Raw genomic sequence first — 13,426 nt, 5'->3', positions numbered from 1 at the left:
ATCTGCTACAAGACGCGGCTGCGGAGGCCGAGATCGACGCGATCCTTGTCGGCAATCCGCGCCGGCTGCTGACTTTCGTCTGACTGGGAGGTTCAGATCGGCTTGCGAGCGAGTGCGCGCAGGCCGGTGACGATCGTCTCGACATAGAAGTCGAAGCTGTGAGTCATCGGCTTCTCGGCGCCGCCTTGCCAGCGGACGATGAAAGCGCGGTTGGCGAGCGCATCGAGATTGCGCGCGAGCCGCGGGAACCGGGCGGCGTCGACGCCGCGAATCTCGGCCTCGAAGGCGTTCGCCCATTCGCTGGCGTCCTCGGCCGGGCCGGGCGCGAGCTCCAGCGTGACATAGCCGAGCAGGCCCGCGACCACCGTATTGTAGGCATCGACCAGCCGTTCGCCGCCAAAGCCCGCGGATTCCAGCGCCGCAAGAATGCGTTCGACCAGCTCCATGTCGACGCCGGTGTTCGAGACGATCTGGGCGCCGAGCAATGGCGCGATATTGGGGTGCTTGCGCAGCGAGTCGCGGTAGCGCGTGAAAAGCGCGCGGAGCCAGCCCTCCCAGTCGTCGACTGCATCCTCGGCCGGCGGGATGGCATCGGTGAAAGCCATAGCCGCCACTGCGCCGAGCACGGCATTGCGGCCACCAGGCATGTGCCAGTACAGCGCCGTCGGAAACACGCCGAGCGCCCGTGCGAGTTCGCGCAGGCTGAAAGCCTCCAGCCCGCGCTCGTCGATCAGCCGCAGCGCCTCCGTCACGATCTGCGCGCGATCAAGCGCAACGACTTCGTCACGCTTGGGACGGCCCCGACGCTTTCGTTGCTCGGCTTCCGGCATGCCCTCCCCGGCGCTCGCTGCGGTCGATCCGGTTCGACTCGACAGGTCGCAATTAGCAGCCACATCGAGGTCGCGATACCTTGCAGCGCAAATCCTCGCCGACCCCTCTCGACAAATAAATTGTACGATGCACAATTATTGCTGATGAGGCGATGGTGCTGCTGGAGCGGCGCGTCCCGGCAAATCGATGGACGGCGGATCATGGATACGGCGCGGCGAAACAGGTCGATCGACGACGAGCTCGTGGAAGCCCGGTCGCGCTATGCGGAGCGGCGGCCGAAATCGCTGGCCGTCCACCAGTGCGCCTGCGAAGTGATGCCAGGTGGGAACACCCGCACCGTGCTCTATCACGGTCCGTTCCCGCTACGCCTTGCCCATGGCGAGGGAGCGGTTGCGACCGATGCCGACGGCCACCGCTACCTCAACCTGCTCGGCGAATACACCGCCGGCCTGTTCGGCCACTCCCATCCGGTCATCCGGGCCGCGATCGATGCGGCGCTCGATGGTGGCGTCAATCTCGGCGGTCACAACATGTTCGAGGCGGAGCTCGCCCGGCACGTCGTCGCCCGTTTTGCCGCGATCGAGCAGGTGCGCTTCACCAATTCCGGCACAGAGGCCAACCTGATGGCGATCGCCACGGCCCGCGCCTTCACGAAGCGGTCGAAGGTGCTGGTGTTCCGGGGCGGCTACCATGGCGGCCTGCTGTATTTCGGCGGCGGTGGCATCCCGATCAACGCGCCCTATGACTTCATCGTCGCGCCCTACAACGACTTCGAGGCGACGGCGCGCCTGATCCGGGAGAACGCGTCGGACCTCGCCTGCGTACTGACCGAGGCGATGATGGGCTCGGGCGGCTGCATTCCTGCCCGCCCCGCTTTCCTCGCCATGCTGCGCGAGGAGACGCACGCTGCAGGTGCGCTTCTCATCCTCGACGAGGTGATGACCTCGCGCTTCGGCCGCAGCGGCGCCCATGGCCTGCTCGGCCTCGAGCCCGATCTCGTCACGCTCGGCAAATGGATCGGCGGCGGCATGTCCTTCGGAGCCTTTGGAGGGCGGGCCGAGATCATGGCGATGTACGATCCCGAAAGGCCGGGCTCCCTGCCGCATGCAGGAACCTTCAACAACAATGTCCTCTCCATGTCGGCCGGCATCGCCGCGCTGACGCAGGTCTTCACGCCGGAGATCGCCGAAGCTTTGCACGCGCGCGGCGAGCGCCTGCGGGAACGGCTGAACGAGGTCTTCCGCAAGGCCGATGTCGCCCTCCAGGCGAGCGGACAGGGCTCGCTGATGAATATCCATGGCTTTCGCGGCCCGGTGAGCACGCCGGAGGACCTTGCCGGCAGCGACGATCGCCTCAAGGAGCTCGTCTTCCTCGATCTGCTCGAGCGCGGTTTCTACCTCGCCCGTCGCGGCTTCATCGCCTTGTCTCTGGCCGTCGACGATGCGGCGACGGAGCAATTCCTCACCGCATTGCAGGACGTCGCCACGGAGCGCAGGCATGTGCTCGCCTGAGCGGGTGTGGCTGCGTTGACCGCAGGGCGGCCTGTTCTCGGTGGAACCACGTCGAAATCGGATTGCCGACGATCATGCCGATAGCTCGCCTCAATCGGCCTCGTACAGGGCTTTGGATGACCGCCACTCACATGCATGGCCGATTGCCATGCCTGTCGCATCGGGCGCGTTGGCGTTCCAGACGCCGCAAGCATGCCACCTTGCGGTCACCGAGCCTGTTCATCGAGTTCCGTCATCTAAGGAGTGCCGAAGATCGTGGCACCGCTGTCGGCCGTGCCGACGGAAGAGCGGAAGGCCTCGAACAATTCGCGCCCGACGCCGCGATGGGACGGGGCGAGCTCGGCCTCTGCCGGCGTGCGGCGTACCCATTCCCGCGGGTCGACCAGCGCCGTCAGCGTGCCGGCGACCGCATCGACGCGGATCAGGTCGCCATCGCGGATCAATGCGATGGGCCCGCCATCGGCGGCTTCCGGCGTGACATGGATCGCCGCCGGCACCTTGCCGGAGGCGCCGGAGAGCCGCCCGTCGGTGACCAGCGCGACCTTGAGGCCGCGATCCTGCAGCACGCCTAGCGGCGGCATCAGCTTGTGGAGCTCCGGCATGCCGTTGGCGCGCGGGCCCTGGAAGCGCACCACGGCGACGACGTCCCCCGTCAGCTCGCCGGCCGTGAAGGCGACCTGCAACGCTTCCTGGCTGTGGAAGACGCGCGCTGGCGCCTCGACGACATGGCGCTCCTTCGCGATCGCGGAGGTCTTGATCACGGCGCGGCCGAGATCACCGGTCAGGAGGGTCAGGCCGCCGGTCGGCTGGAAAGGCGCCGCCACGCCGCGCAGCACGGTATCGTCGCCGCTGGCGGCGGCGCCGTCGCGCCAGGCGAGGCTGCCGTCTGGCGCCAGCACCGGTTCCCGGACATAGGCATCGAGCCCCTGCCCCAGGACCGTCTCGACATCGCGATGCAGCAGCCCGCCGCCAAGCAGCTCGCGGATGACGAATCCCATGCCGCCGGCGGCATGGAAATGGTTCACATCGGCCTTGCCGTTTGGATAGATGCGCGTCAGCAACGGCGTCGCTGGCGCGAGATCGGAAAAATCGTCCCAGGTCAGGCGGATGCCGGCCGCCGCCGCCATGGCGACGAGATGCATGGTATGGTTGGTCGAGCCGCCGGTGGCGTGCAGCCCGACCATGCCGTTGACGAAGGCGCGCTCGTCCAGCATCCGTCCGACCGGCTTGTACTCGTTGCCGAGCGCGGTGATCGCCATCGCCCGCTCGGTAGCAGCCTTGGTGAGGGCCTCGCGCAACGGCGTGTTGGGGTTGACGAAGGAGGCGCCCGGCAGGTGCAGCCCCATGATCTCCATCACCATCTGATTGGTATTGGCGGTGCCGTAGAAGGTGCATGTGCCGGGGCCGTGATAGGAGCGCGATTCCGCTTCGAGCAGCGCGTCGCGGTCGACCTTGCCCTCGGCGAAGAGCTGGCGTACCCGCGATTTCTCGTCATTGGAGAGGCCTGAGGTCATCGGCCCGGCGGGGATGAACACGGCCGGCAGATGGCCGAAGGAAAGCGCTCCGATGACGAGGCCGGGCACGATCTTGTCGCAGATGCCGAGAAAAACCGCGGCATCGAAGGTCTGGTGCGAAAGCGAGACCGCAGTCGCCAGCGCGATGACGTCGCGCGAAAACAGCGAGAGCTCCATCCCGGCCTCGCCCTGGGTAATGCCGTCGCACATGGCGGGCACGCCGCCCGCGACCTGCGCCACGCCGCCGGCGGCACGCGCTGCGGCGCGGATCACCTCGGGAAAGTTCTCGTAGGGCTGGTGGGCCGAGAGCATGTCGTTATAGGCGGTGACGATGGCAAGATTGGCGCCGGCACCGGCCCGCAGCATGGCCTTGTCCCTGGGCCCGCAAGCGGCGAAGCCGTGAGCCTGGTTGGCGCAGCCCAGCCGCTGGCGGCGCGGCCCTGCTGCTGCCGCGGCCTCCACCCCATCCAGATAGCGTTGCCGCGCATCGTGTGAGCGGCGCACGATCCGTTCCGTGACCTCGCCGACGCGGGCGTTCAGAAGAGAATTGTTGGCTTGGGTGGTCATCGAGACCTCCTGGCAAGTTTAATCCACTATGACCGCTGCACGGGCATCGCGTAGGAACGTCACGCTCCGTCCTCCTGCCAGGTCCGGCCATCGCGCTCGATCAATGCGATCGAGGCGGAAGGTCCCCATGTGCCGGCAGTATAAGGGCGCGGCTGCTCATTCAGATTGCGCCACGCTTCCAGGATAGGGTCGACCCATCGCCAAGCGGCCTCGACCTCGTCGCGACGCATGAACAATGTTTGGTTGCCGCGGACCACATCGAGAATAAGCCGCTCATATGCATCGGGATTGCGGACCTTGAAGGCTTCGGCGAAACTCATATCGAGCGGGACATGGCTGAGGCGGATGCCGCCGGGACCGGGATCCTTGATCATCAGCCAAAGCTTGACGCCTTCGTCCGGCTGCAGACGAATGACCAGACGGTTTGGTCGGATCTGTCCGACCTGCTCGCTGAAAGCCGAGTGCGGCACCGGCCGGAAGCCGACGACGATCTCCGAGACGCGCGTCGCAAGGCGCTTGCCGGTGCGCAGATAGAAGGGCACGCCGGCCCAGCGCCAGTTCGCAACCTCCGCCTTCAGAGCGACGAAGGTCTCCGTCTGGCTGGCATTCGATCCGAGCTCGTAAAGATACCCTGGCACCGCTCCGCCTGCCGAGGCGCCGGCGCGATACTGGCCGCGCACCGTGAGGCTCGCGGCGTTGCGCTCGTCGATCGGCTTCAGCGCCCGCAATACCTTGAGCTTCTCGTCGCGGACAGCATCGGCATCGAGTGATGGCGGCGGCTCCATGGCGACAAGACAGAGCAATTGGAGCAAATGGTTCTGCACCATGTCGCGCATGGCGCCGGCTGTGTCGTAGTAGCCGGCGCGCTCCTCGACGCCGAGGCTCTCGGCGACAGTGATCTGGACATGGTCGATATGGGCGGCGTTCCAGAGCGGCTCGAACAGCGCATTGGCGAAGCGCAGCGCCATCAGGTTCTGCACCGTCTCCTTGCCGAGATAATGGTCGATCCGGTAGACGCGCTCTTCGGGAAAGACCTTGCCGATGGCAGCATTCAGCCGGATTGCCGAGGCGAGGTCCTTGCCGATCGGCTTTTCGATCACCACCCGGGAATCGTTGCGGGCGAGGCCGAAATTGCCAAGCCGCTCGCAGATCGGCCCGAAGAGATGCGGTGCCGTGGCGAGGTAATAAACCTGAATGCGGTCCGCATAGGGTGAGATTGCCGCAGCGAGATCCGCCCAGCCGTCATCTCCTCCGGCATCAGCGGTCACATAGTTCAGCCGCGTCAGGAAGCGATCGAGCTCCGGACCGGCCGTCTCCGAAGCCGGCACATGCTCGACGATGGCCGCGCGTGCGAGAGAAACGAACTCCTCCCTGGTCATTGCGCCCCGCGCAACGCCGATGATCGTCGCCTCCGGCGGCAACTGGCCAGCGAAATCGCGATGGAACAACGCGGGCAGCAGCTTGCGCCGCGCAAGATCACCCGTCGCACCGAACACCGTCAGGACAAAGGGAGCCACCGGTATCACGCGGCTGGTCATGCAATCCCCTTCTGGTCTCAACCCCGAAGACTCATCAGCTCCGGCAATCAGCCGGTGAGGCGCGGATGCAGAAATGCATCGACCTCCGCCGCCGTGGGCAGGTCGGCTCCGCGGCGGGCAACGGTGATGGCTGCGGCAGCTGTCGCGTAGGTCAGCAACTCGCCGATCGCTGGCAGATCAAGCGCTGCGATTGCGCCGGGATGAAGCCTCCGGGACTTCGTGAGCTGGGCAAGCAGCGCGGCATGAAACGTGTCGCCGGCGCCGACGGTGTCATGCACCCGGACGGCGCGGCCAGGCACTGAAATGCTGCCCGCAGCGGAGAAGGCGGTCGCCCCTCCTACCCCCTCGGTCACGACGACGAGCTGGGCGCCACAATCGAGCCAATATGCGGCAGCCTCGGCAATCGTCACCTGCCCGTCCCAGGCAATGCGGACATCCTCGTCGCTGGCCTTGATCAAAGTCGCGGTACGATAGAAGCGCTCGGCCGCCCGATTCCACTGTGCCATGTCCCGGATCACGTTCGGGCGAAGATTGGGGTCGACGCTGATGACGCGCTGCCCTTTCTGGCTCTCAGCCAGGGCCGCGAAGGCGGAACCGACAGGTTCGACAACCATCGTATAGGAGCCGAAGGTCAAAGCCTGGACCTCCGCCGGCAGCGCAGCCGGCAAATCGGCGAGCCCGAGCGAGCGATCTGCCGCACCCTCGCCATGGAAGCTGTAGCTCGGCTGGCCATCATGAGCGGTCGCGATCGCAGAGATGGTGGAGAGCCGGTCAGTCCGCACGAGGAAGCTGTCGTCCACTCCCTCGTGAGTAAGAATTTCAGCGAGCAGCGTGCCAAAACGGTCATGCGAGATGCCGCCGAGGAAGCCGGTCTCGACCCCGAGCCGGGCAAGGCCAACCGCGACGTTGAAAGGCGACCCGCCCGCGACAGCCCGTGCCGGCATTTCGGTGCCTTCGGGAGGGCCGACGAACAAATCGATCAGGGCTTCTCCGCAGACGAGGATCATGGCGCGGCCCCCGGGGTCGCGATGACGCCCTTGCGCAGGATGATGTTGCCGTAAAGTCTCCGCTCTCCGCTTGCGATGACGGCATAGGCGGCGCGGACGCGGTCGTAAAATGGCTCGCCGGCGATTGGCGTCAGCCGGAAGCCCGGTTCGCGTCGTGCAATGGCAGCCTCGAACTCAGCGAAGACCGGCTCCCGCCGCTCGCAATCGCCGAAAGCACAAGGGCGGAATGCTGCACCGCCCACGGCCGCATCCAGCGGCATCAGCGAAAGCACGGCATCGAGGATTACCGGCGCCTCATGGCCGTCCATACGCACCAGCCGCCTGGCATGGGCGTCGGCAGGATAATTGGCGTCGACGATCGCGATCTCGTCGCCATGGCCCATCGCCCGCAGGAAAGCGAGCACCTCGGGCCCCAGCAGAGGAGTGACACCCTTGAGCATGCCTCACTCCTTGAACAGCACGTCGTGGTCGCGGGCGAAGGCGGCGAGCAGAGGCAGAGCCGCGCCGCCGATCGCGCGCGCGTCGCGCCCGACCGAACCTTCCAACACCGCCGCCTCTGTCAGGCCCTGGCGGTCGATTCCGGCTAGCCGTTCGCGAATGCGCTCGACCAGCCGCTGGCGGACACTGATGGGAAAGGCGCCATCGATGATGACGGCCTCGAAATCGATCACCGCGCATGCGGAGGCGATGGCCTGTGCCAGCGCCTCGGCCGCCTCCGCGATCCAGGCATCGAGGGGCTCGCGAAAATTCGACCAGTCCTCGGGCGACAGCCAAATGTCGGCGCCGCGCTGCCCGGCAGCGATCAGCTTCCGCTCCAGGCGGTAGATCGAGGCGGTGCGGATCAATTGCTGAAGGCTGACCTCGCCATTCACGTCGCGCCGCATGATCGGCATCGAGCCGAGCGCCCCGGCATTGCCGCTTCGACCGGGGAACAGGCTGCCGCCCAGCACGATACCACCGCCAACGAAGGCACCGATATAAAAGTAGGCGAAATCTCGGTAGGCGCGCCCCGCACCGAAGGTGAGTTCGGCGGCGCAGGCCGAGGTCGCGTCGTTGCAAAGCCGGACCGGCAATGGCGCAAAGCGGCGCGACAGCTCACCGGCGACGTCGAAATCGCGCCATGCGTCGAGCGCTCCAGCCGGCGTCTCGAGATCGGCCTCCCAGTTCCAGAGCTCGAAAGGCATGGCGACGCCTAGCCCGCTGACCCGCTCCCGCTGCGCATCGGGGAGCGCGACAAGCAGGTCGGGCATCTCGCGCTCGGCGAAGGCCAGGATATCCTGCGGCACCGGGAACGGATAGATCATCCGCTGTCTGGCGCGGATGCCGGCGGTGAAATCCATCAGGACGAGGTCGGAGCTGCGCCGGCCGATCATCAGGCCGAGCCCGAAGGCACCGTCGGGGTTGAGCGAGTATGGCACCGATGGTTGGCCAACGCGGCCGCGTTGAGGCTCGCCGGGGATCAGCAATCCATCGGCCTCCAGCCGATTGATGATGACGGTCGTGGTCTGCGTCGAAAGGCCGGTAAGGCGGGCAATCTCGACTTTGGCGAGGCCGGGATCACGGCGGATAAGCGACAAGATCAGGCGTTCGTTATAAAGCCGGACGCCGGTCTGAGTGCTGCCGCGACTTCCTAACGAGGCCGCGGCCACGGATTCGTCGGCGTCTCGCAGCGGTGCGCGCTCTCCCATCCTCGGCTCCCCGAAACACGTGTTCTTCTTGTTTTCGCTACGGTCGTAGCTCTCTTTTCGCGACACGCATGACGCATCGCGCCAATCAGAATGAACCGGATCGGAGCGCCCTGTCAATAAATAAATCGGAATGATTTATTTATTGACAGGTCGCCTCCTCTCGTGCCTGATAGCGTCGCAGAAACAACATGCGTGCGGTCGAACCGCGCCGATCGACACCAGTTCCAAGGGAGGGAACAATGCGTCTGCCATTCGGGCTTTGCGCCGCGTCGGCGCTCGTGTTTGCACTGAGCGTCCAAGGCGTTCGCGCCGCCGACAGGCCGATCGTCGGCCTCATCACCAAGACCAACACCAATCCGTTCTTCGTCAAGATGAAGGCCGGCGCCGAGGAGGCCGCCAAGGCCAATGGTGTGGAGCTGCGTTCATTCGCCGGCAAGATTGACGGTGACAATGACGGCCAAGTCGCAGCCGTGGAAAACCTGATCGCCTCCGGCGCCAAGGGCATCCTGATCACGCCGAACGATTCCCGCGCCATCGTGCCGGCGATCGAGAAGGCCCGCGCTGCTGGCATCCTGGTGATCGCGCTCGACACCCCGCTCGATCCGCCGACTGCGGCGGACGCCACCTTCGCCACCGATAATTTCCTGGCGGGCGAGCTGATCGGGCAATGGGCCGCGAAGACCTTGGGCGCCAAGGCGGCCTCGGCCAAGATCGCCATGCTCGATCTCAACGTGAACCAGATTTCCGTTGATGTCGCCCGCGATCAGGGCTTCCTCAAAGGCTTCGGCATCGATGTTGGCAACCCGGCCAAGATCGGAGACGAAAAGGATGCCCGCATCGTCGGACACGACGTCACCCTCGGCAGCGAGGAAGGCGGCCGCAAGGCGATGGAGAACCTGCTGCAGAAGGACCCGGGCGTTTCGGTGGTCTATACCATCAATGAACCGGCCGCAGCCGGAGCCTATGAGGCTTTGCGCTCGGTTGGCCGTGAGAAGGGTGTGCTGATCATCTCGGTCGACGGCGGCTGCCCGGGCGTGCGCAACGTGAAGGACGGCGTCATCGGCGCGACATCGATGCAATTTCCGCTGCTGATGGCAGCCAAGGGCGTCGAGGCCGTGAAGAAATACGCCACGGACGGCGCCAAGCCGCAGGCATCGCCGGGTCTCGACTTCGTCAATACCGGCGTGGAGCTGGTTACGGACAAGCCCATCGAAGGCTTGCCCTCGATCGACAGCGCCGCGGCGCTGAAGAAGTGCTGGGGCTGAGATTGGCGGTCATGCACCGCGTGCAAGGACCGGCGCCCCGCCTCGGGACGCCCGGAAAAGAGTGGGCGCCCGCGCCGACACGGCGCAAGGACAGCCCTCGGTGAGGAAACCACGATGACCGATATTGGCAACAGTCGCCCCGGCATCCAGGCCTTCGAGGCCGTGCTGGACAAGCCTGACACCCGGGTGGCCGAGTTCGAGGTGTCGGCGAAATCACCGCTCCAGAAGCTTCAGCATTTCTTGCATGCCAACCCCACCGCCGTGCCCGCGATCGTGCTTCTGCTCGGTGTCATTGCCTTCAGCCTGATCGTCGGCTCGCGCTTCCTGTCGGCGTTCAATCTGTCGCTGATCATTCAGCAGGTGACGATCATCGGCGTGATCGGGATTGCCCAGACGCTGATCGTGATCACCGCCGGCATCGACCTCTCTGTCGGGGCGATCATGGTCCTGTGCTCGGTGATCATGGGTAAGCTCGCCGTCATGATGGGGCTGCCGGCGCCGATCGCCCTCGCGGCAGGCATAGCTGCGGGTGCGGGCTGCGGCGCGATCAACGGCGTGCTCGTGACGCGGTTCAGGCTGCCCCCTTTCATCGTCACCCTCGGCACCTGGTCGATCTTCTTCGCACTCAATCTTTGGTACTCGGCCTCGGAAACCATCCGCTCGCAGGAGGTGGCGCGAACCGCCCCGTTCCTGCAATGGCTCGGGACGCCGGTGGATGTGCTCGGCGCCCGCTTCACCTACGGCTCCTTCTTCATGCTGGCGCTGGTCGGGCTGGTCTGGTTCGTGCTCAACCGCACCGCCTTCGGCCGCCATCTCTACGCCGTCGGCGACGACCCCGACGCCGCGCGGCTCTCCGGCATCCGCACGGACCGCATCCTGTTCACCGTCTATGTGCTGGCCGGCACCATCTGCGCACTCGGCGCTTGGATCCTGATCGGACGGATCGGCTCGATCAGCCCGCAGGCCGGCCAGACGGCCAATCTCGACAGCATTACCGCGGTCGTCGTCGGCGGGGCCAGCCTGTTCGGCGGGCGCGGCTCGATCATCGGCACCCTGATCGGGGCCTTGATCGTCGGCGTGTTCCGCAACGGCCTCGCGCTCTCGGGCGTCGACGTGCTCTGGCAGGAGTTCACCGTCGGGTGGCTGATCATTGTTGCGGTCGCCCTCGATCAATGGATCCGGAAGGTGTCGGCATGACCCTCGAGCTCAGAACATCGCAACCGGCCGAGCCGCTCCTCAAGGCCCGCGGTCTCGTCAAGCGCTACGGACGTGTGACTGCGCTGGATCACGCCGATTTCGACCTCTATCCCGGCGAGATCCTTGCCGTTATCGGCGACAACGGCGCCGGCAAGTCATCCCTGATCCGCGCGCTGTCCGGCGCGCTGGTCCCGGATGAAGGCGAGATCAGCCTCAATGGCGAAAGGGTCGCGTTTCGTTCGCCGCTGGAGGCCCAAGCCGCCGGCATCGAAACCGTGCATCAGACACTCGCGCTCTCGCCGAGCCTATCGATCGCCGACAACATGTTTCTCGGCCGCGAACTGCGTCGTCCGGGCGTGCTCGGCTCGGTCTGCCGCATGCTCGACCGCAAGGCCATGCAGCGCATCGCCCGCGACAAGCTGACCGAGCTCGGCCTGCTGACGGTGCAGAACATCAATCAGCGCGTGGAGACCCTCTCGGGCGGCCAACGCCAAGGGGTGGCAGTGGCACGGGCAACGGCCTTCGGCTCGCGCGTGGTCATCATGGACGAGCCGACAGCCGCCCTGGGCGTCAAGGAATCGCGGCGCGTACTCGAACTGATCCTCGATGTCCGCCGGCGCGGCGTGGCGATCGTGCTGATCAGCCACAACATGCCGCATGTCTTCGAGATCGCCGACCGCATCCATATCCATCGTCTCGGCCGTCGCCTGACGGTCATCGATCCCAAGACCCATTCGATGTCGGATGCGGTCTCCTTCATGACAGGGGCAAGAACGCCGATCGAGATGGCGGCCTGAGTTACGCCATCGATTCTCGTATCAGCCCCGTTCTTCCTAGAAGGGCGTTTCATTCCATGGTGGCCGCGAGCAGGTACCCGCCGAGCACGCGGTAGACGCTGACCGTGATGTCGCCGAGGAAGCCGCCGGGAACATACATCTGCCACCCGGCCCGTAGCACCTGCGCCGGACTCGGCAGGAAGAAGGAGGAGACGAAGCCGAGCCCCGTTGAGGCCCCCCAGAGCGCGAGCAGGATCAGGAAGAACGAGACGGACAGGAGGATGGACGCCCCTGCCGGCAGAGGTTGGCGAACCGTGAGAACCGGGCTTTTCGGCCGCCCCGTCCGGAGTGGAGCGCCTCGCGCTCCACCCGTCGCAGGACTCCGGTCCGTCATCGCGCCGACGCTCGTCGCGCGCCTGCTCATTGGCCAAGCGCCGCGGCGAGAGGTCCGGTGTCGATCACGGCGCCTGCCTGGATCGGCTCCTTGAGCAGGCCGAGCGTCGTATAGAAGTCGATGCCGCGCTCGGTCACCGCTTTGATCTCGCCGGACTTTGCCGTCGAGCCGATATAGTCGCGGTTCTGGGCGCGTGAGACGAATTCGAGACCGGCGAGCGAGGATTTGAACTCCTCGGCACTGATCCCGAGCGCCTTCGCCATGATGTCGTTGGCCTCGGAGGGATTGGCCTTCCAGTAGTCATAGGCTTGGAAATACGCCTTGACGAAGCCTTCGACCTCCTTGCCGCACTTCTCGATCACCTCGCTGCGGAAAGCCACTGTATCGACGATGAGGCCCGGCTTGTCGGCGGAGCTGACGAGGATATGGCCGCCGCGTTCGGCGGCCTTAGCAAGCCAGGGATCCCAGGTCGCGGCCGCGTCGACCCGGCCGGCCGCGAAGGCTGCACCGGCATCACCTGCCCGCATCGAGTGCACCTTGATGTCACTGACGGCCATGCCTTTCTCGGCGAGCACGTTCAGCAGGAAGAAGAAGGTGCTCGAGCCCTGCTCGGCGGCGACCGTGCGCCCCTTCAGATCGGCGACGCTCTTGATGTCTCCCTTGGCGGACAGGCCTTCGCCGCCCTTCGAGAAATCGACGGCCAGCACTGCTTCACGCCGAGCTTGGCGGCGTTATAGAAGATGAAGGTGTCGACGGTGGTGACCCAGCCATCCATCCGCCCGGTGGCGATCGCGGCGGCCGTCGAGGGCTTGTCCTGCACTGTAACCAGCGAGACGTCGGCGCCGTTCTCTTCGAAAAACCCCTTCTTGTCAGCGAGATGGAGCAATCCATAGCCGACCCAGGTGGTCATCCCGACGGTAAGCCGCTTCTTCTCCTGCGCCTGCACCGGAAGCAGTCCGGCCGCCAGCGACACCGCGACGAAAGCGCCGCCAAACCATTTGCGTATCATGTCGATCCCCTCGATCGCGCTTATGCGCTTCTGATGTTGACGGGGCCGATCGGAGCATGACGGATTGACGCGATTAAGCGAAAAATCGGCATCGATTGATGCAGGAAGGCAATATCTAACTTGGCGACT

13 protein-coding genes are annotated in these 13,426 nt (G+C 65.6%); 4 read left to right on the top strand and 9 right to left on the bottom strand.

Annotated elements, in window-relative coordinates:
* Window positions 1–92: 92 nt before the first annotated feature.
* The gene (locus V7S63_RS25160; protein ID WP_336532249.1) at window positions 93–752 is read right to left on the bottom strand and encodes a TetR/AcrR family transcriptional regulator; all 660 of its coding nucleotides are present in this window, start codon (window positions 750–752) and stop codon (window positions 93–95) included.
* 321 nt (window positions 753–1,073) lie between these two features.
* Here V7S63_RS25160 and V7S63_RS25155 point away from each other — a divergent pair, with 321 nt between their 5' ends.
* The gene (locus tag V7S63_RS25155; RefSeq protein ID WP_336532248.1) at window positions 1,074–2,342 is read left to right on the top strand and encodes an aspartate aminotransferase family protein; all 1,269 of its coding nucleotides are present in this window, start codon (window positions 1,074–1,076) and stop codon (window positions 2,340–2,342) included.
* Window positions 2,343–2,578: 236 nt separating this feature from the next.
* Here the strand turns inward: V7S63_RS25155 and edd are convergent, their stop codons facing one another.
* The 5 genes from edd to V7S63_RS25130 are packed head-to-tail and all read right to left on the bottom strand — an operon-like array spanning window position 2,579 to window position 8,656.
* On the bottom strand, window positions 2,579–4,423 hold the full coding sequence (gene edd, locus V7S63_RS25150) for a phosphogluconate dehydratase (protein ID WP_336532247.1): 1,845 nt from the start codon (window positions 4,421–4,423) through the stop codon (window positions 2,579–2,581).
* Window positions 4,424–4,482: 59 nt separating this feature from the next.
* The gene (gene zwf / locus V7S63_RS25145) at window positions 4,483–5,961 is read right to left on the bottom strand and encodes a glucose-6-phosphate dehydrogenase (RefSeq protein WP_336532246.1); all 1,479 of its coding nucleotides are present in this window, start codon (window positions 5,959–5,961) and stop codon (window positions 4,483–4,485) included.
* 47 nt (window positions 5,962–6,008) lie between these two features.
* Window positions 6,009–6,968, bottom strand: coding sequence for a carbohydrate kinase family protein (locus tag V7S63_RS25140; protein ID WP_336532245.1), 960 nt, complete (start codon window positions 6,966–6,968; stop codon window positions 6,009–6,011).
* Entirely contained in the window at window positions 6,965–7,408 is a 444-nt protein-coding gene (locus V7S63_RS25135) for an RbsD/FucU family protein (RefSeq protein WP_336532244.1), read from the bottom strand. Before V7S63_RS25135 ends, V7S63_RS25140 begins: the two co-directional genes overlap by 4 nt.
* A 3-nt stretch (window positions 7,409–7,411) precedes the next feature.
* Window positions 7,412–8,656 (bottom strand): ROK family transcriptional regulator, encoded by a 1,245-nt coding sequence (locus tag V7S63_RS25130; RefSeq protein WP_336532243.1) that lies wholly within the window; start codon window positions 8,654–8,656, stop codon window positions 7,412–7,414.
* A gap of 239 nt (window positions 8,657–8,895) precedes the next feature.
* Between V7S63_RS25130 and V7S63_RS25125 the strand changes: the two genes are divergently transcribed.
* From V7S63_RS25125 to V7S63_RS25115, 3 genes are all read left to right on the top strand, one after another.
* Window positions 8,896–9,921: a sugar ABC transporter substrate-binding protein gene (locus V7S63_RS25125; protein WP_336532242.1), complete on the top strand. Its 1,026-nt coding sequence runs from the start codon at window positions 8,896–8,898 to the stop codon at window positions 9,919–9,921.
* A gap of 114 nt (window positions 9,922–10,035) precedes the next feature.
* Window positions 10,036–11,118 carry an ABC transporter permease gene (locus tag V7S63_RS25120; RefSeq protein WP_336532241.1) on the top strand — a complete coding sequence of 361 codons (1,083 nt, stop codon included), beginning with the start codon at window positions 10,036–10,038 and terminating at the stop codon, window positions 11,116–11,118.
* Window positions 11,094–11,915, top strand: coding sequence for an ATP-binding cassette domain-containing protein (locus tag V7S63_RS25115; protein ID WP_167561667.1), 822 nt, complete (start codon window positions 11,094–11,096; stop codon window positions 11,913–11,915). The genes V7S63_RS25120 and V7S63_RS25115 overlap by 25 nt, the downstream gene beginning before the upstream one ends.
* Before the next feature lie 49 nt (window positions 11,916–11,964).
* Here V7S63_RS25115 and V7S63_RS25110 read toward each other — a convergent pair whose 3' ends face one another.
* The 3 genes from V7S63_RS25110 to V7S63_RS25100 are packed head-to-tail and all read right to left on the bottom strand — an operon-like array spanning window position 11,965 to window position 13,297.
* Window positions 11,965–12,318: a hypothetical protein gene (locus V7S63_RS25110; RefSeq protein WP_336532240.1), complete on the bottom strand. Its 354-nt coding sequence runs from the start codon at window positions 12,316–12,318 to the stop codon at window positions 11,965–11,967.
* Window positions 12,315–12,995 carry an ABC transporter substrate-binding protein gene (locus V7S63_RS25105; RefSeq protein ID WP_336532239.1) on the bottom strand — a complete coding sequence of 227 codons (681 nt, stop codon included), beginning with the start codon at window positions 12,993–12,995 and terminating at the stop codon, window positions 12,315–12,317. Before V7S63_RS25105 ends, V7S63_RS25110 begins: the two co-directional genes overlap by 4 nt.
* On the bottom strand, window positions 12,920–13,297 hold the full coding sequence (locus tag V7S63_RS25100; protein ID WP_336532238.1) for an ABC transporter substrate-binding protein: 378 nt from the start codon (window positions 13,295–13,297) through the stop codon (window positions 12,920–12,922). The genes V7S63_RS25105 and V7S63_RS25100 overlap by 76 nt, the downstream gene beginning before the upstream one ends.
* Window positions 13,298–13,426 lie beyond the last annotated feature (129 nt).

The organism is Allobosea sp. CCNWLY174 (genome assembly GCF_037120455.1).
GTDB lineage: Bacteria > Pseudomonadota > Alphaproteobacteria > Rhizobiales > Beijerinckiaceae > Allobosea > Allobosea lupini.
Note: the sequence above shows the minus strand (reverse complement) of the source record. Positions and strands in the feature narration are given on the sequence as shown.